The organism is Thermoleophilum album (assembly GCF_028867705.1).
In the GTDB taxonomy this organism is placed as follows: domain Bacteria; phylum Actinomycetota; class Thermoleophilia; order Solirubrobacterales; family Thermoleophilaceae; genus Thermoleophilum.
Map to the genome: position 1 here is coordinate 557,724 of NZ_CP066171.1, position 15,919 is coordinate 573,642.

13 protein-coding genes are annotated in these 15,919 nt (G+C 68.9%); 10 read left to right on the forward strand and 3 right to left on the reverse strand.

All coding sequences use genetic code 11. From position 1 onward, the window contains the following. Positions 1-104 precede the first annotated feature (104 nt). From JDY09_RS02565 to JDY09_RS02590, 6 genes are all read left to right on the forward strand, one after another. Positions 105-1,565, forward strand: coding sequence for an LCP family protein (locus JDY09_RS02565; protein WP_274717440.1), 1,461 nt, complete (start codon positions 105-107; stop codon positions 1,563-1,565). 67 nt (positions 1,566-1,632) lie between these two features. Further along, a complete protein-coding gene (locus tag JDY09_RS02570) occupies positions 1,633-2,913 on the forward strand; it encodes a UDP-glucose dehydrogenase family protein (RefSeq protein WP_274717441.1) in 1,281 nt (426 codons plus the stop codon). Further along, the gene (locus JDY09_RS02575; RefSeq protein ID WP_274717987.1) at positions 2,913-3,998 is read left to right on the forward strand and encodes an NDP-sugar synthase; all 1,086 of its coding nucleotides are present in this window, start codon (positions 2,913-2,915) and stop codon (positions 3,996-3,998) included. Before JDY09_RS02570 ends, JDY09_RS02575 begins: the two co-directional genes overlap by 1 nt. Then, the gene (locus JDY09_RS02580) at positions 3,995-5,080 is read left to right on the forward strand and encodes a bifunctional phosphoglucose/phosphomannose isomerase (protein ID WP_274717442.1); all 1,086 of its coding nucleotides are present in this window, start codon (positions 3,995-3,997) and stop codon (positions 5,078-5,080) included. Before JDY09_RS02575 ends, JDY09_RS02580 begins: the two co-directional genes overlap by 4 nt. Positions 5,081-5,210: 130 nt before the next feature. Beyond that, positions 5,211-6,671: an adenosylhomocysteinase gene (gene ahcY / locus JDY09_RS02585; protein ID WP_274717443.1), complete on the forward strand. Its 1,461-nt coding sequence runs from the start codon at positions 5,211-5,213 to the stop codon at positions 6,669-6,671. 58 nt (positions 6,672-6,729) lie between these two features. Beyond that, positions 6,730-7,752 carry an NDP-sugar synthase gene (locus JDY09_RS02590; RefSeq protein ID WP_274717444.1) on the forward strand — a complete coding sequence of 341 codons (1,023 nt, stop codon included), beginning with the start codon at positions 6,730-6,732 and terminating at the stop codon, positions 7,750-7,752. Positions 7,753-7,761: 9 nt separating this feature from the next. Here the strand turns inward: JDY09_RS02590 and JDY09_RS02595 are convergent, their stop codons facing one another. Next, a complete protein-coding gene (locus JDY09_RS02595) occupies positions 7,762-8,589 on the reverse strand; it encodes a cytochrome c oxidase assembly protein (RefSeq protein ID WP_274717445.1) in 828 nt (275 codons plus the stop codon). 87 nt (positions 8,590-8,676) lie between these two features. On the opposite strand from JDY09_RS02595, the gene JDY09_RS02600 reads away from it, so the two are divergent. From JDY09_RS02600 to prfB, 4 genes are all read left to right on the forward strand, one after another. Further along, entirely contained in the window at positions 8,677-9,528 is an 852-nt protein-coding gene (locus JDY09_RS02600; protein ID WP_274717446.1) for a ComF family protein, read from the forward strand. After that, a complete protein-coding gene (gene hpf, locus JDY09_RS02605; RefSeq protein ID WP_274717447.1) occupies positions 9,513-9,917 on the forward strand; it encodes a ribosome hibernation-promoting factor, HPF/YfiA family in 405 nt (134 codons plus the stop codon). The genes JDY09_RS02600 and hpf overlap by 16 nt, the downstream gene beginning before the upstream one ends. Positions 9,918-9,992: 75 nt before the next feature. Beyond that, on the forward strand, positions 9,993-12,848 hold the full coding sequence (gene secA, locus JDY09_RS02610; RefSeq protein ID WP_274717448.1) for a preprotein translocase subunit SecA: 2,856 nt from the start codon (positions 9,993-9,995) through the stop codon (positions 12,846-12,848). 23 nt (positions 12,849-12,871) lie between these two features. Next, positions 12,872-13,988 (forward strand): peptide chain release factor 2 gene (gene prfB, locus JDY09_RS02615; protein ID WP_342455267.1). Its coding sequence is split into 2 segments (ribosomal slippage): positions 12,872-12,937 and positions 12,939-13,988, totalling 1,116 coding nucleotides; the frame shifts between segments, so codons are not numbered across the junction. A 132-nt stretch (positions 13,989-14,120) separates the two neighbouring features. Here the strand turns inward: prfB and JDY09_RS02620 are convergent. Continuing rightward, positions 14,121-14,744 carry a class I SAM-dependent methyltransferase gene (locus tag JDY09_RS02620; RefSeq protein WP_274717449.1) on the reverse strand — a complete coding sequence of 208 codons (624 nt, stop codon included), beginning with the start codon at positions 14,742-14,744 and terminating at the stop codon, positions 14,121-14,123. A gap of 55 nt (positions 14,745-14,799) precedes the next feature. Then, the gene (locus JDY09_RS02625) at positions 14,800-15,693 is read right to left on the reverse strand and encodes an alpha/beta fold hydrolase (RefSeq protein WP_274717450.1); all 894 of its coding nucleotides are present in this window, start codon (positions 15,691-15,693) and stop codon (positions 14,800-14,802) included. Positions 15,694-15,919 lie beyond the last annotated feature (226 nt).

Sequence of the window (15,919 nt, forward strand, 5' to 3'; positions counted from 1 at the left end):
GCATTCACTGGCACCTGCGTCGTCTGCGCGCCGCGTCTCGACCGGATCCGTGCGGCCGTGGGGTGGTCGCCGAGCGGAGCGGCGAGCGGCCGTGGCGACGTCGAGTGGAGAGCATCGCAACCGAAACGCGCTTGTTGATCACGACACCTCCAACAAGACCCCGCCTCTGGCCCCGCCTCTTGGCCGGCGCGGCGGCGATCGTCTTCGCGTCGGGGTCGGCTACAGCGGTAGTCGCTTTTCGCGAGGTCGATCGTGTGGTCGGTGCGCTCCAGGAGCATCCGCGTTTGCGACTCGGCGCGCAGCTTGCCCGTACCGACCCGGGGCAGCCCCAGACGATCATGATCCTCGGCTCCGACCGGCGGCCGGCGAACTCCGGCGAGGGCGGGGGCGGGGCGCGCTCGGACACGATCATGCTCGTTCGCCTCGACCCGTCGAAGAAGGCGATCGCGCTGATGTCGCTGCCGCGCGACCTCAAGGTCCGCATTCCCGGGCACGGCATCGCCAAGATCAACGCCGCCTACGAGTACGGCGGGCCGAAGCTGACGCTCGAGACCGTCAAGCAGCTCACCGGACTACCCATCAACCACGTCATCAACATCGACTTCCGTGGTTTCTGGGCGGCGGTCAATGCCGTTGGCTGCGTCTACGCGGAGGTCGACCGTCGCTACTACAACGCCTCCGCCGCCTACTCGTACATCAACCTCCAGCCCGGCTACCAGCGCATGTGCGGGCGCGAGGCGCTCCAGTTCGTGCGCTTCCGCCACGAGGACAACGACCTCGTCCGTTCCGCGCGCCAGCAGGAGTTCCTCCGTCAGGCCAAACAACAGATCGCGGTCTCAAAGCTGATCGAGGACCGCGACCGGCTGGTACGCATCTTCGCCCGCTACACCACCTCGGACATTGACTCTCGGGCCGAGGTTTTGCGACTGCTCAAGCTCGCGCTGTTCAGCGTCGGTCAGCCGATCCGCGAGGTGCACTTCGAAGGCAAGATCGGCCCGAGCTTCGTTGAGGCCACGGACGCCCAGGTGCAAAAGCTCGTGCAGGAGTTTTTGGGCGTGGAAGAGACCCCCGGCCCGCGCGGCACGCTGCGCCCGCGCGGTGCGCGGCGCGCGCCGAACGATCTCGGCCTCGAGCGCGCCGACGTTCCCGGCAAAGAGCAGGCGATCATGGCGGTGCGGACGGGCGCCGGCGGCAAGCGGCTCCCCGTTTTCTTCCCGACGGTGCGCACACGCGGAGCGATGTACGCCGGGCCGCCGCGCGTCTACCGCCTGCGCGACCCGGACGGACGGTTGCACCTCGCTTACAGGATGGTGATCAAGCGCGGCCTCGTCGGCGAGTACTACGGCCTCCAGGGTCTCACCTGGAAGAACCCGCCGATCCTCGCCGGTCCCCACAAAGTCAAGCGCTACCGCGGCCGGGAGTTTCGCGTCTACTACGACGGCGACCGTGTCCGGCTAGTCGCTTGGCGCACCCGCAGCGCCGTCTACTGGATCTCCAACACCCTCCTGCTCACGTTGAGCGAGCGGCAGATGATGGCCATCGCCCGCTCGACACGGCTGCTCTGAATGGAGTGCCGCCGCTCGCGAACGGCGCTTTTCCGGCTGCGAGCTCGGTTAGGCTCTTGCGCTCCCCATGCCCGAAGCGAAGGAACCGATAGGCGTAGTCGGCGTCGGCTGGGTCGGGCTCGTCACGGCGGCCTGCTTCGCCGAGCTCGGTCACGACGTGTGGGCGCGCGACATCGATCACGAGAAGGTCGCGCGCCTGACGCGCGGCGAAGTTCCGATCCACGAGCCGGGCTTGCCCGAGCTCGTCGCCCGCAACCGCGAGCGCCTGCACTTCACTACCGAGATGGCGCCGGTGCTCGAGCACGCTCGGCTGCTCTTCTGCTGCGTCGACACCCCGCCCACCTACTCCGGCGACGCCGACCTGTCGCGTGTCGAGGCGGTGGTGAGCGAGCTCGCCGACCCCGACGACCACGCCCTTGTAATGAAAAGCACCGTTCCGGTCGGCACCGGCGCCTCGATCAAGCGTCGCCTGCCCGGCCTGCACTATGTCTCGAACCCCGAGTTCCTGAAAGAGGGCTCGGCGATCGAGGATTTCCTCCATCCCGATCGCGTCGTGATCGGCGCCGACAGCGACTCCGAGGCGTTCGCCGACCGCGTCGAAGCCCTATACGCGCCGCTCGGAGCGCCGGTCGTGCGTACCGACGTCGCCAGCGCCGAGATGATCAAGCTCGCCTCGAACGCCTTCCTCGCCACCAAGATCTCGTTCATCAACGAGATCGCGAACGTCTGCGAGGAAGTCGGCGCCGACGTCGCCGAGGTGGCGCGCGGCATGGGCCTCGACGAGCGCATCGGCCCGCACTTTTTGCGCGCCGGCGCTGGCTACGGCGGCAGCTGCTTCCCAAAAGACGTGCAGGCGCTCAAACAGCTGGCGGGCAACAGCGGCTACCACTTCCAGCTCTTGACGGCGGTCATCGACGTCAACGAGCTGCAGAAGCGCAGGCTCGTCGGCAAGCTCCAAAAGCACCTGGGATCGCTGGTCGGTAAAGAGGTCGCCCTGCTCGGCATCGCCTTCAAGCCCAACACCGACGACGTGCGCGAGGCGACGAGCCTGGTGCTGGCCGGCCGCCTGCAAAGCGAAGGCGCCACCGTGCGCGCCTACGACCCCGTCGCGCGCGAGCGGGCGCGGCCGCTACTCGCCAACGCGAAACTGTGTGACTCGGCGCTCGAGGCGCTCGAGGGCGCCGACGCCGCCGTGCTCGTCACCGAGTGGCAGGAGTTTCGCGAGCTCGACTGGGAAGGTACGGTGAAGCGCGTGATGCGCCGACCGATCATCGTCGATGGACGCAACTTCCTCGATCGCGACGCGCTGCGCGCCGCGGGCTTCGTTTACGAGGGGGTAGGCCGCTGATCCGGCAGGCGGTCGTTCTCGCCGGTGGCGAGGGCACCCGCCTGCGGCCGCTGACGCGAACGGTTCCCAAACCGGTCGTGCCGCTCGCGGGCCGTCCCCACCTCGCGTGGATGCTCGACTGGCTCGAGCACCACGGCGTTCGCGAGGCTCTGCTGCTCTGCGGCTTCCTCGCCGAACGGGTGCGAGAGCACGTCGGCGACCGCCACGGCAACATCCAGCTGTCCTACGTCGTCGAGCCGGAACCGCTCGACACCGCCGGCCCGCTGCGGCTAGCGCTCGACCAGGGTCTTCTCGCCGAGCGCTTCTTCGTACTCAACGGCGACATCCTCACGGACCTCGACCTCGCGGCGCTCGAGCGTCGCCACCGCGAGCGCTCGGCGAAAGCGACGATCGCGCTCGTCGAGGTCGCGGACGCGCGTAGCTACGGCAGCGTTCCGATCGACGAGCGCGGTGCCGTCGAGGCCTTCCTGGAAAAGATGGACGATCCGCCGACGAACCTCGTCAACGGCGGCGTCTACCTGCTCGAGCGAACGACCGTGGCGAGCGCGATCGCCGCTGGCCGGCCCGTCTCGTTCGAGCGCGAGGTCTTTCCCGGCCTAGTCGGCAAAGGGTTGTACGGGGTGGCCGCGGACTGCTATTGGATCGATATCGGAACGCTCGACCGCTATCTGGAAGCCACACGCGACCTCCTCGCCCGCCGACCGCGACCCCCGCTCGCGGTGGCGCCCGGCAACGACCCGCTAATCGCTGCAGGGGCGCGCGTCGAGGGCAGCGTTAGCGCCGGCAGCGTGATCGGTGCGGGTTGTGTTGTCGCTACAGGCGCCCGCGTCGAGCGCGCGGTGCTCTTCGACGGGGTGCGCGTCGAAGCGGGGGCGGCGGTAGTCGACTCGGTTACCGCCGAAGGCGCGGCGATCGGCGAGGGTGCGGAGGTCGGGCCTGGGGCGATCGTCGGCGCTGGCGCGCGCGTCGAAGCCGGCGCGCGAGTGGGAGCCGGCGCGCGGGTGGAACCGGGCGCGGTCGTCGCTGCAAGCCCGGACGGATCGGCGCCCGCAGCGCGCGCCGCGACGGGGACGGCGGGGCAGTGACGAGAGCGGCCTCGCAGCTCGTAGTGGGGCTTGACGGCGCGCGCGTCCGCGCTGTCGACAGCTCGCGTCTCATCGACGACGTGGTGCTCCTCGGTCACCAGCTCGAAGATGCGCTCTGGCGTGCCGAAGCGGCCGGCCTGCCGCAGCGGCGCGCTCCCGCGCTCGTCGTCTGCGGGATGGGCGGGTCGGCGATCGGTGCCGACCTCGCGCGCGCGATCGCCGGCGAGCGGCTCGGTGGGCCGCTCGTCACGGTGCGCGGCGACGATCCGCGGCCGTGGCTCGCCACAGGTGCGCTCGTGCTCTGCTCGAGCTACTCGGGCGCCACCGCCGAGACATTGGCGTGCTTCGACGCCGCCCGGCGTGCCGGCGCAGATCTCGTCGTGGCCACGACTGGCGGCCCCCTGGCCGAGCGGGCGCGTGCCAGTGGCGTGCCGGTGATCGGGATTCCCCAAGGTCTCGAACCGCGCTGCGCGGTCGCCTACGTGACCGTCGCCGCGCTCGCTGCGGCACAAAGCGCTGGTCTCGTGCCCGATCTCGCCGACGAGCTCGCCGCCGCCGCGCGCACGACCACAGCACTGGCTGCGCAGTGGGGAAGCGACTCCCCCCAAAACACCGGACCCAAGCGGCTCGCCGGCGACCTCGCCGGGCGCGTTCCGGTCTTCCACGGCATCGGTCTTACCGCTGCGGCGGCGCGGCGCTTCAAGACGCAGTGGAACGAGAACGCCAAGCTGCCGGCGTTCTGGAGCGAGCTTCCCGAGCAGAACCACAACGAGATCTGTGCCTGGCTTGGGGAGGCGCAGACGGCCGGTCTCGCGCCCGTGCTCCTGGCGAGCGAACTTCTTGCCCCGCCGTCGCGTGTGCGCCTGCAAGCCACCGCCGAGGCGCTCGAACGGGCGGGTTTCAACCCGCTGCTGGTTGAAGGGGGCGGGGCGACGCGCGCCGAGCAGGTCCTCTCGCTCGTGCTGTTCGGGGATCTCGCGAGCGTGTACGCGGCTGTGCTGGCTGGGCGCGACCCGCGTCCCGTCGCAGCGATCACCGCTCTCAAGGAGCGGTTGGCGGCAGCGGACTCGGAGAGCAGCTAGCGCGCCGCCTGGGCGTCACGGTAACGTCTTTCTCGCGTGCGTTTAGCATTGCGGCGCGCGCGGCTCGACGCCGCCCCGTTGCATCGACGCCCGACTCGAGGAAGACGCCGAAAGAGGTTCGATCGAGACGATGAGCACCAGCACTGCCGTACTGACCGACCGTGACTTCAAGGTCGCCGACCTGTCGCTGTACGAACTCGGCCGCCACGAGATTCGGCTCGCCGAGCACGAGATGCCGGGTCTGATGGCGGTGCGCCGCGAGTACGCCGACCGCAAGCCGCTGGCCGGCGCGCGCATCACCGGGTCTCTGCACATGACCGTGCAGACGGCGGTGCTGATCGAGACGCTGGTCGCCCTCGGCGCTGAGGTGCGGTGGGCGTCGTGCAACATCTTCTCCACCCAGGACCACGCGGCGGCGGCGGTGGTCGTCGGTCCCGACGGCACCCCCGACGAGCCGCGCGGTGTCCCGGTGTTCGCCTGGAAGGGCGAGACGCTCGACGAGTACTGGTGGTGCATCGACCAGACGTTCCGCTGGCCCGACGGCAAGGGGCCGAACATGCTGCTCGACGACGGTGGCGACGCCACGCTGATGGTCCACAAGGGCGTCGAGTTCGAGCGCGCAGGGGCCGTGCCCGATCCCGAGGGCGCCGACTCCGAGGACTTCGCTGCGTTGCTGCGCATCCTGCGCGCCTCGCTCGCCGAGGACTCGAGCCGCTGGCAGCGCATCGCGGCCGAGATCAAGGGCGTCACCGAAGAGACCACCACCGGTGTCCACCGCCTGTACCAGCTCGCCGAGGCCGGTGAGCTTCTCTTCCCGGCGATCAACGTCAACGACTCGGTGACGAAGTCGAAGTTCGACAACATCTACGGCTGCCGGCACTCGCTGATCGACGGACTGAACCGGGCGACCGACGTCCTGATCGGCGGTAAGACCGCTGTCGTCTGCGGCTACGGCGACGTCGGCAAGGGGTGCGCCCAGTCGCTGCGCGGCCAGGGCGCACGCGTCATCGTCACCGAGATCGACCCGATCTGCGCGCTGCAGGCGGCGATGGACGGCTACCAGGTGACGACGCTCGAAGACGTCGTCGAGCACGCCGACATCTTCATCACCGCCACCGGCTGCCGCGACGTCATCCGTGTCGAGCACATGCAGCGGATGAAAGACAAGGCGATCGTCGGCAACATCGGCCACTTCGATCACGAGATCGACATGGCCGGGCTCGCCGCCGTTCCCGGCATCAAGCGCATCAACATCAAGCCGCAGGTCGACGAATGGGTCTTCCCCGACGGCCACTCGATCATCGTCCTTTCCGAAGGGCGGCTGCTCAACCTCGGCAACGCCACCGGGCATCCGAGCTTCGTGATGTCGAACTCCTTCACCAACCAGGTGATCGCGCAGGTCGAGCTGTACAGCAACACCGACCGCTACGAGCGCAAGGTCTACCGTCTCCCGAAGCAGCTCGACGAGAAGGTGGCGCGCCTGCATCTCGACGCGCTCGGTGTGAAGCTCACCAAGCTGACGCCCGAGCAGGCCGCGTACCTCGGTGTCCCGGTCGAGGGGCCGTACAAGCCCGAGCACTACCGCTACTGAGCGACCTGCGCAGCTCGGCAACCGGCGGCGGGCCGTTTTGCGCTAGGTTCGGCGGCCGATGAAAGCGATGGTTCTTGCCGCCGGTCTCGGCACGCGGCTGAAGCCGCTCACGTTCTTCGCGCCGAAACCGATGGTGCCGGTCCTCGACCGACCGGTGATGGCGCACATCGTGCGTCTGTTGGAGGCGCAGGGGTTCACCGAGCTAGTCGCCAACTTGCACTGGCACGCCGACGCCATCCGCTCCTACTTCGGCGACCGGCTCGAGTGGAGCTACGAGCCCGAGCTGCTCGGCACCGCTGGAGGGGTGCGCAAGGTGCGCGACTTCTTCGGCGACGATCCCGTAGTGGTGATCTCGGGCGACGCCCTCACCGACCTCGACCTGCGCGCGCTCGTCCAGCGCCACCGCGAAACCGGGGGTATCGCCACGCTCACCGTTAAGCGGGTACCCGATCCCAGCCAGTACGGCGTCGTCGTCTGCGACCGCGACGGTCGGATAACTGGCTTTCAGGAGAAACCCGACCCCGCCGAGGCTCTCACCGACCTCGCGAGCTGCGGGATCTACTGCTTCAGCCCCGAGATCTTCGACTACTTCCCCGAGCGGGAGTTCGTCGATTGGGCGCAGGACGTGTTCCCGGTGCTGCTCGACAACGACGTGCCGTTCTACGTGCACGAGATCGACGCCTACTGGAACGACATCGGGTCGCTGGCCGAGCTGCGCCAGGGTACCTGGGACGCGCTCGCCGGCCGGGCGCAGGTCGAGCGGCGCGGTCGCGAGATCGCCCCCGGCGTGATCGCCTGCGATGGGCAGCTGGCGCTCGACGGGGTCGAAGTCGTCTCTGGCCCGGTATGGATCGGTTCGGGGTGCGAGATCGGCGAGGGCGTGCGTCTGATCGGTCCGGTGGTGCTCGGCGACGGGACGAGCGTCGGCGCTGGTGCTGCTCTGCGCTCGACGATCGCCCTGCCGGGGTCGCGCATCGCGCCGTCGTCGATCCTGATTGACGCGATCGTTGCCGGCGACGATTTCGTCGACAAGCTGCCACCGCTGAGCGCGCTCGCGGGCAGCGCCACGCAAGCCGCCTGACCGCAGCAGCTAAGCGAGCGGGCGACCAGCCGCTTCGAGCCGCTCGCGCGTCCGTTGTTCGCGCTCGATGCGTGCGAGCGCACGCAGGAACAGAACGACGAGCGCGATAACGAAGGCGACCGACTGCTCGAGCATCATGATCGCCCCGCCGACGTTCTGGTCCTCGAGCGCCGAGAGCGACCAGATGCGTGGGACCGTCTCGTAGTAGCTGTAGAAGACGGTGTCGGACCAGATGAGCGCCACGCCGAGCAGCCCCAGGCCGACCTTCGCGACGGCCAGATACGGAACCACCCACAGGCCGCGCAGGCCGTGGCGCATCGGCACCGGTTGGATCAGCGGCCACCAGATGGCGATACCCGCGAAGAAGAATGTGACGTGCTCAAGCGCATGCACGGCCGAGTGTTCGAGCGCCGCGTCGTAGAGGCTCGGGACGTGCCAGAGGTACATCGTGCCGAGCCACACGACGAGCGCCGTGATCGGATGGAAGAAGACGCCCGCGTGCCGCTCGAGCTCGACGAACCGCCGCGTGAGCGGGCGCATCATCGCGCGCGACAGCGAGAGCAAAAGCAGTGCCGGCGCCACGTCGCCGAGCAGCAGATGCTGAAGCATGTGCGCAGAGAAGAGGTAGTCGCCGGCCAAACCGTCGATCGGCGACGCCAGCGCCGCCAGCAAGGCGACGACCGCACCCGCGAACGCTGCTGCCTGCCCGGCGCCGGCGCCGCGCGCGCCGGCGTGCGCGCGTGTGCGGCGAAAGGCGCGCGTCCACACGAACACCAAAAGCGCGATCGGCGCTAGGACCGTGGGATCGGGAAGCCAGTAGAGGCGCGGCTCGTTCATCGTCGGCGACCGCTGGCAGAGAGCGCCGACCGGAACGATAGAGCGGCACCGTTGCGGCTGTAACCCAGCCGCAACGCGCGCCTGTCGATGCTGCGCGGCGTGGTAGGGGCGGCCCTCCTCGCGCTCGGTTGGCGTCTTGCCGACGTTCTCGCGCCACCCGGCTGTGTCGGATGCGGACGGCTTCTAGCGGCTGGTGGCACGCTCCCCGGTGCGCTGCCGCTGTGCGACGCGTGCCGCCGCCGCTTCGCGCGCGAGTGCGCGCTGGCGGCGGTTGCCGATTGCGGGCGGCTGCCGATCGCTGCGGCTTGTGTCTACGGTCCCGTCGCCCGTGCGCTCGTTGCTCGCTTCAAGTTCGCCAGCGGCCACGCGCTGGCGCCCGCACTGGCGAGCGCGATGCTCCCCGCTGTGCGGGAGCTCACGACAGTGCTGCGATCGGACGGCGCCCGGTCGCGGATGGACGTGCGCTGCGCGCTCACGCCCGTGCCCACGCACCCTTGGCGCAAACGCGCCCGCGGCTACGACCAGGCGGAGCTGCTGGTGCGCTCGCTTGCGGATATCGCGGGGCTGCCCGCGCTCGACCTGTTGCGCCGCCGCGGCCCGTTGCGTCCGCAGCGGCGGCGTGGCCGCCGCGACCGGCTCGCGCTCCCCGGTGACGTTTTCGTCGTCCGGCGACCGCCACCGCCACTGGCGCTCCTCCTGGTCGACGACGTCGCTACCACCGGCGCCACGCTTTCGGCCGCTGCGGCCGCGCTCGCCGCCCGCGGTGCGCTCGTCGCCGGCGCTGTCGTTTTCGCCCGCGCGCTACGGAGCCGGGATCGCACCGCCTCTCTCGGCGATCTTGCAAGCCGCCGTACCTTGGCGCCTTCCAGGCGCGCTTCTACCATCGCGTTTGAAGGCACTCACTCCGAGACGGGAGGTCCGGAATGCGGATCGAGGTGAAGGGGCGCAACGTCGAGGTCACCGACGAATTGCGCGAGCGCGTCGAGCGAAAGTTCGAGAAGGTGTCGCGCCAGGTCTCGCCGCTCGCCGAGCTCGAGGTCGAGTTGGCTGAAGAGCGCAACCCAGCGATCCGCGAGTCGCAGCTCGCCGAAGCGACCCTCCACCTCAAGGGCGTCACGCTGCGCGCCAAAGAGCGGGCGATCGACATGGTGCATGCGATCAACCTCGTTGCCGACGAGCTTGCTCGGCAAGTCAAGCGCCACCGCGAGCAGCGGCGCGGTCGGCGTGAAGCAGAGCGCGAGCGTGAGCGCGAACGGCGCGCCGCATCCCGCGCCGCGACTGCCGGCGAGCTGCTAGGGGGAGCGAGCGCCGAGGGCCAGCCCGCCTAACGACGAGCAGCCAAGACCGAGCGGGCTCGCCGCGCAGCGGGGCGAGCCCGCCGGCGTTGCTACTCTCGCGCTGCGATGTCGATACTCGAGCGCGCACTGCGCATCGGCGAGCGCAAGCTCTACCGCCGCTTCGAGCGCAACGTCGGGCGCATCAACGACCTCGAGGAGCAGGTCCGCCCGCTCAGCGACGGCGAGCTGCGCGAGCGCTACGAGCAGCTTCGCCGCCGCCACATCGAAGGGGGCGAGTCGCTCGACGATCTGCTCTTCGAGTGCTTCGCTTTAACGCGCGAGGCGGCTCGGCGCACCCTCGGTCAGCGCCACTACGACGTCCAGCTGATCGGCGGCATGGTGCTGCACGCGGGCGCGATCGCCGAGATGAAAACCGGCGAGGGCAAGACGCTGACCGCGACTCTCGCCGTGGCGCTGAACGCCCTCGCCAGCCGCGACCAGGAAGGCAAGCCGCGCCAAGGCAAGGGCGTCCACGTCGTCACTGTCAACGACTACCTGGCGCGCCGCGACGCCGAGTGGATGGGGCCGATCTACCGGATGCTCGGCATCACCGTCGGTGTCATCCAGAGCGGTCAGCCCGAGTACGAGAAGCGCGCCGCCTACGAGTGCGATGTCACCTACGGCACCAACTCCGAGTTCGGTTTCGATTACCTGCGCGACAACCTCGCGATCGAGCGCGAGCAAAAGGTGCAGCGCGGTCACGGCTACGCGATCGTCGACGAGGTCGACAACATCCTCATCGACGAAGCGCGCACGCCGCTGATCATCTCCGGCCGTCCCGAGCAGGCGGCCGACCTCTACTACAAGTTCGCCAAGCTGGCGAAGATCATGGAGCCGGGCAAAAAGCCCGACACCTTCGAAGCAAAGTCGAAACACTGGGTCGCCGACTTCGACTACGAGCCCGACGAAAAGCACAAGACCGTTTCGATCACCGAGCGCGGCGTTGAAAAGGCCGAGAAGTTCCTCGGTATCGACAACCTCTTCCGCCCCGAGAACGGCTACCTCGTCAACCACCTGATCCAGGCGCTAAAGGCCGAGTCGCTCTACAAGCGCGACAAGGACTACGCCGTGATCGACGGCCAGGTGAAGATCATCGACGAGTTCACCGGCCGCATCCTCGAGGGGCGCCGCTGGTCGGAAGGGCTCCACCAGGCGATCGAGGCCAAGGAAGGCGTGCCGATCCAGGAGGAGTCGCAAACGGTCGCCACGATCACCTACCAGAACTACTTCCGCAAGTACGAGAAGCTGGCCGGAATGACCGGTACCGCCCTCACCGAGGCGGTCGAGTTCAAGAAGATCTACAACCTCGACGTCGTTGAGATCCCCACACACCGGCCGATGATTCGCGTCGATCACGACGACCGGATCTACAAAACCAAGGAAGGCAAGTGGAAGGCCGTGCTGCGCGAGATCGAAGAGCGCCACCGCAAAGGCCAGCCGGTGCTCGTGGGCACGATCTCGGTCGAGGTGTCGGAGATGCTCTCCAACCGCCTCAAGAAGCTCGGGATCCCGCACGTCGTGCTCAACGCCAAGCCCGAGCACGCGGCGCGCGAGGCCGACATCATCGCTGAGGCTGGACGGCCGGGTGCGGTGACGATCGCCACCAACATGGCGGGCCGCGGCGTCGACATCAAGCTCGGCGGCAACGAAGAGCACCTCACGACCAAAGAGCTAGAAAAGCGTGGCCTCGAGCCCGGCACGCCCGAATGGGAGAAGGCGTGGGAGGAGGTCTACCCGCGCATCCGCGAGCAGGTCGAGCGCGATCGCGAGCGTGTGAAGGAGCTCGGCGGGCTCTTCATCCTCGGCACCGAGCGGCACGAGGCGCGGCGGATCGACAACCAGCTGCGCGGCCGCGCCGGACGCCAGGGCGATCCCGGCGAGTCGCGCTTCTACCTCTCGGCCGAGGACGACCTCGTGCGCCTGTTCGCCGGCGACCGCATCTACAAGATCCTCGATCGCCTCGGTCCCGTCGACGAGCACGGCGAGGAGCAGCCGATCGAAGCGCGCATCCTCTCCAAGCAGATCGAGAACGCGCAACGCAAGGTCGAGGAACAGAACTTCCTGATCCGCAAGCGCGTGCTCGAGTACGACGACGTGATGAACCAGCAGCGCGAGGTGATCTACGAGTACCGCGACCGGATCCTCGAGGGCGAGGATCTCTCGGAGACGGTGCGCGAGCAGCTCGCCGACGTCGTCGAACGGATCGCGCGCGAGTATCTGGCTTCGGACATCCCCGAGGAGTGGGATATCGAGGCGCTGTTCGATCGGCTCGTCGACATCTACCCGTGCGGTTACAGCGCCGAGGATGTCGACCTTGCTCGGGAGGACCGCGAGAGCCTGATCGCCAAGTTGCGCGAGGATGTCGTCGAGGCGTACGAAGAGCGCGAGAAGGAGCTCGGCTCCGAGCTGTTGCGGGCGCTCGAGCGCTTCCTGCTTTTGCAGATCATCGACGAGCGCTGGCGCGAGCACCTCCACGACATGGACTATCTGCGCGAGGGCATCCACCTTCGCGGCTTCGCCCAGATCGACCCCCTGGTCGCCTACAAGAACGAGGCCTTCGAAATGTTCGGGCAGCTGATGAACTCGATCTGGGACGAGTTCGCCCGCCAGATCTTTAACGTTGAAGTCGAGGTTCAGCCCGAGCAGCCGCAGGGGCCGGTGTGGCGCACCGGTGCGAACACGACGTCGACCGCCGGGCGCCTGCAGTACAGCGGTGGCCACGCCGCCCAGGGGCGCGCCGCGATCGCCCAGGCTGCCGCTGGCGCGGGCGCCGAGGCGCTCGCGCTCGACGAGGAGCCGCCGCCCGAGGCCCCCGTCGTCGAGACGCGCCGCGTCGACGAGCGCGAGAAGATCGGTCGCAACGACCCCTGCTGGTGCGGCTCGGGCAAGAAGTTCAAGAAGTGCCACGGCCGCAGCGTGTGAGCGGCGACTTCGAGCGCTAACCGATGTCCCGCGACGTTCCTGCGCTCCAAGATCTCCGCGACCAGCTGAAGCTGCTCGCGGACTCTCTTTGACAGGGAAGCTCTCGAACGGCGCGCCGCGGAGCTCGAGAGACAGCTACAAGACCCGGACTTTTGGTCTGACCAAGGGCGAGCCGCGCGCGTCTCGGCCGAGCACGCCCGCCTGCGCCACAAGCTCGACGAGCTCGACGAGCTCGAGCGCGAGCTCGAGGACCTCGTCGAGCTCGAGCAGCTCGGCGCTGACGATCCCGACCTAGCGCGCGAAGTGGCCGACCAACGCGCGCGCCTCGCGCAGCGACTCGCACGGCTCAGCGAAGAGCGGCTCTTCTCGGGCAAGTACGACCGGGGCGACGCGGTCGTCACCGTCAACGCTGGCGCCGGCGGAACGGACGCCCAGGACTGGGCCGAGATGGTCCTGCGCATGCTCGTGCGCTGGGCGGAGCGGCGCGGTTTCCAGGCCGAGCTCGTGGACCTCTCGCCCGGCGAAGAGGCGGGTATCAAGTCGGCGACGGTCATCGTCCGCGGCGAGAACGCCTATGGCTTGGCCTCGGCCGAACGCGGCGTCCACCGGCTCGTGCGGATCTCACCCTTCGACTCGCAGAAGCGCCGCCACACCGCCTTCGCGGGTGTCGACGTAGCGCCGCTCGTCGAGGAGGTGACCGACGTCGAGATTGACCCCGACGACCTGCAGATCGACACCTACCGGGCGTCGGGAGCGGGCGGCCAGCACGTAAACAAAACCGACTCCGCGGTCCGGATCACGCACAAGCCGACGGGCATCGTCGTCCAGTGCCAGAACGAACGCTCGCAGTCGGCCAACAAAGAGACGGCGCTGCGGATTCTGCGTGCGCGCTTGCTCGAGCTCGAGGAGCGCCGCCGGCAAGAGGAGATCCGCCGCGAACGGGGCGAGACGCAGGACGTCAACTTCGGCTCGCAGATTCGCTCCTACGTGCTGCACCCCTACCGGATGGTCAAAGACCACCGCACGGGAGTCGAGATCGGCGACGTCGATCGCGTCCTCGACGGCGATCTCGACGAGCTGATTGCTGCCGAACTCGCCCGTCGCGCCGGCGAGCGCGGGGCGGTCGCTGCGGGCAGCTGACCTTCGTCACGAGACTCTCTCGCCGGGTCTTGTAGGCTCGCGGCTTTCGGCTTCTTCCGGTGAGCGTCGGTGAGCGCCAGACGTCGTGGGCGAGCTTGGATCGGCTTTGTGCAGAGCCGTTTTTGGCAGCGCTCACGCCGGCACCGCGCGTCCGACGACGAGCGGGGCGACGATCGGAAGCGCCTTGGGGATGCGGTCGTGCTCGATCTCGGCGATACGGAAACCGGCCTGCTCTATTGCGGTCGCGGTAGCACGGTTCGGATGGCATCCGCGGCCCACGCGCCGCCACAGCCCGGCCAGGCGATCCTGCCAGCGTGCGAGCCGCGGATCGTCGGCGCGGACGTGCTCGAGGAAGAGCAGCTGGCCTTGGGGAGCGAGCACGCGCCGGACCTCGGCGAGGGCACGGGCAGGGTCGTCGACCGTGCAGAGGACCAACGTGCAGACGACGGTGTCGAAGGCAGCGTCGGCGAACGGCAGGTCTTCGGCGCGCGCCTCGACGACGCGGGCGGCAGGTCCGTGTGCGCGCACGCGGCGGCGCAGGCGTGCCGCCATCGCCGTGTCCGGCTCGGCGAGCACGAGCTCGCCCACCTCCGCGGGGTAGTGGGCAAGGTTCAATCCCGTTCCGGCGCCGATCTCGAGCACACGCCCGCGGGCGCGCGCAAGCAAGGAGTGGCGCTTCGCCGCCAGACCCGCACGCTCGGAGGAGGCCAGCAGGCGGTCGTAGAACGCGGCGAAGATGCAGCCGTAGAGGCTCACGTAGGTCCCGTTACGTGGGCGACGACGCGACGTTTTGTAGCGCAGTACCCGGCCTTTAGCGCAGGAACGCGTTGACGCGGGCGACGAAGTCGCGCCGGTGCTGGAAGAGGAAGTTGTGGGCCGCGTCACGGTAGACGACGAGCCGAGCGCCGCGGATCGTGTGCGCGATGTGGCGCGCGTTCGCCACAGGCAGCAGCCGATCGAGAGCGCCGTGGGCGACCAAGACAGGCAGGCGGATCTTGCGCAGCTCGCGGCCTGACCGTTCACGGCCTGCGATCCAACGAGCGATGGCGGCGAGCTGCTGTTGGAAGATGTTCGCGGGTGCGCCCGGCTGCGCGTTCGGATAGGAGGTGATTTCGCGGCTCCACGCTGCCATCAGGTCGCCGCGATTGGGCGGAAAGAGCGCGGTTCCGAACTGAGTGCCGGGCTTGGGCGGCGTCGCCTTGCCGTCGCCCGGCGCGGTGGCACAGAGCACCAGGCGCCGCACGCGCTGCGGGTACAGCCGCGCCAGCGATTGGGCGATCATGCCGCCCATCGACCAACCGAGCACGTCCGCACGACGCAGTCTGAGCGCACGAACAAGACTCGCCACCGTCCGCGCCATGCGCGGGATAGTGATCGGGCCTTTCAGCGTCGTGCGGCGTATTCCGAGGTTGTCGAAGGTAATGACGCGGCGGTGGCGCGCGAGCGCGTCGACGACGCTTGGTGCCCAGGCGTCCATCGTTCCGCCGAGCCCCATGATCAAGACGAGCGGTCGGCCGCGGCCGAAGCTGCGGTAGCCGATCCGTCCGTCGCCAGCGCGCACGGTACGGATCGGGACCTCGCGGATCGAGCGCGGTCGGGGGGACGCTGCGGTGGTGCGAGTGGCCGCCGTGGCGCGAGCGGTTGCGGTGGGGCGAGTGGCCGCCGTCGCGGCTTGCTCGAAGGCCGCGACGGCGAGCGCGATCACTGCAAGCGCCGTCGGGACGAACAGGCGCCGACAAGGGCGGCTCACTGAGGTTTGGGCGTGGGGCATCGCAGCGAGAGGGGGTTCCGGAGCGATCGGCGCTCCGAGAGCGTTACCGCAGCGTAAACGACCGCCGCTCTCGCTGCACGTACCATCGTCGCCACGATGGCCGTGTCCGGGTCGCGCCCGACCGGGGGTATCTCGCCGTACGACGCAAGACCGGGTGCTG

What these genes read in the sequence shown, in the direction of transcription:
- JDY09_RS02570 (WP_274717441.1), top strand. Translation starts at nt 1,633, where the DNA reads ATGCCCGAAGCGAAGGAACCGATAGGCGTAGTCGGCGTCGGCTGGGTC.
- ahcY (WP_274717443.1), top strand. Translation starts at nt 5,211, where the DNA reads ATGAGCACCAGCACTGCCGTACTGACCGACCGTGACTTCAAGGTCGCC.
- JDY09_RS02590 (WP_274717444.1), top strand. Translation starts at nt 6,730, where the DNA reads ATGAAAGCGATGGTTCTTGCCGCCGGTCTCGGCACGCGGCTGAAGCCG.
- JDY09_RS02595 (WP_274717445.1), bottom strand. Translation starts at nt 8,589, where the DNA reads ATGAACGAGCCGCGCCTCTACTGGCTTCCCGATCCCACGGTCCTAGCG.
- JDY09_RS02600 (WP_274717446.1), top strand. Translation starts at nt 8,677, where the DNA reads ATGCTGCGCGGCGTGGTAGGGGCGGCCCTCCTCGCGCTCGGTTGGCGT.
- hpf (WP_274717447.1), top strand. Translation starts at nt 9,513, where the DNA reads ATGCGGATCGAGGTGAAGGGGCGCAACGTCGAGGTCACCGACGAATTG.
- secA (WP_274717448.1), top strand. Translation starts at nt 9,993, where the DNA reads ATGTCGATACTCGAGCGCGCACTGCGCATCGGCGAGCGCAAGCTCTAC.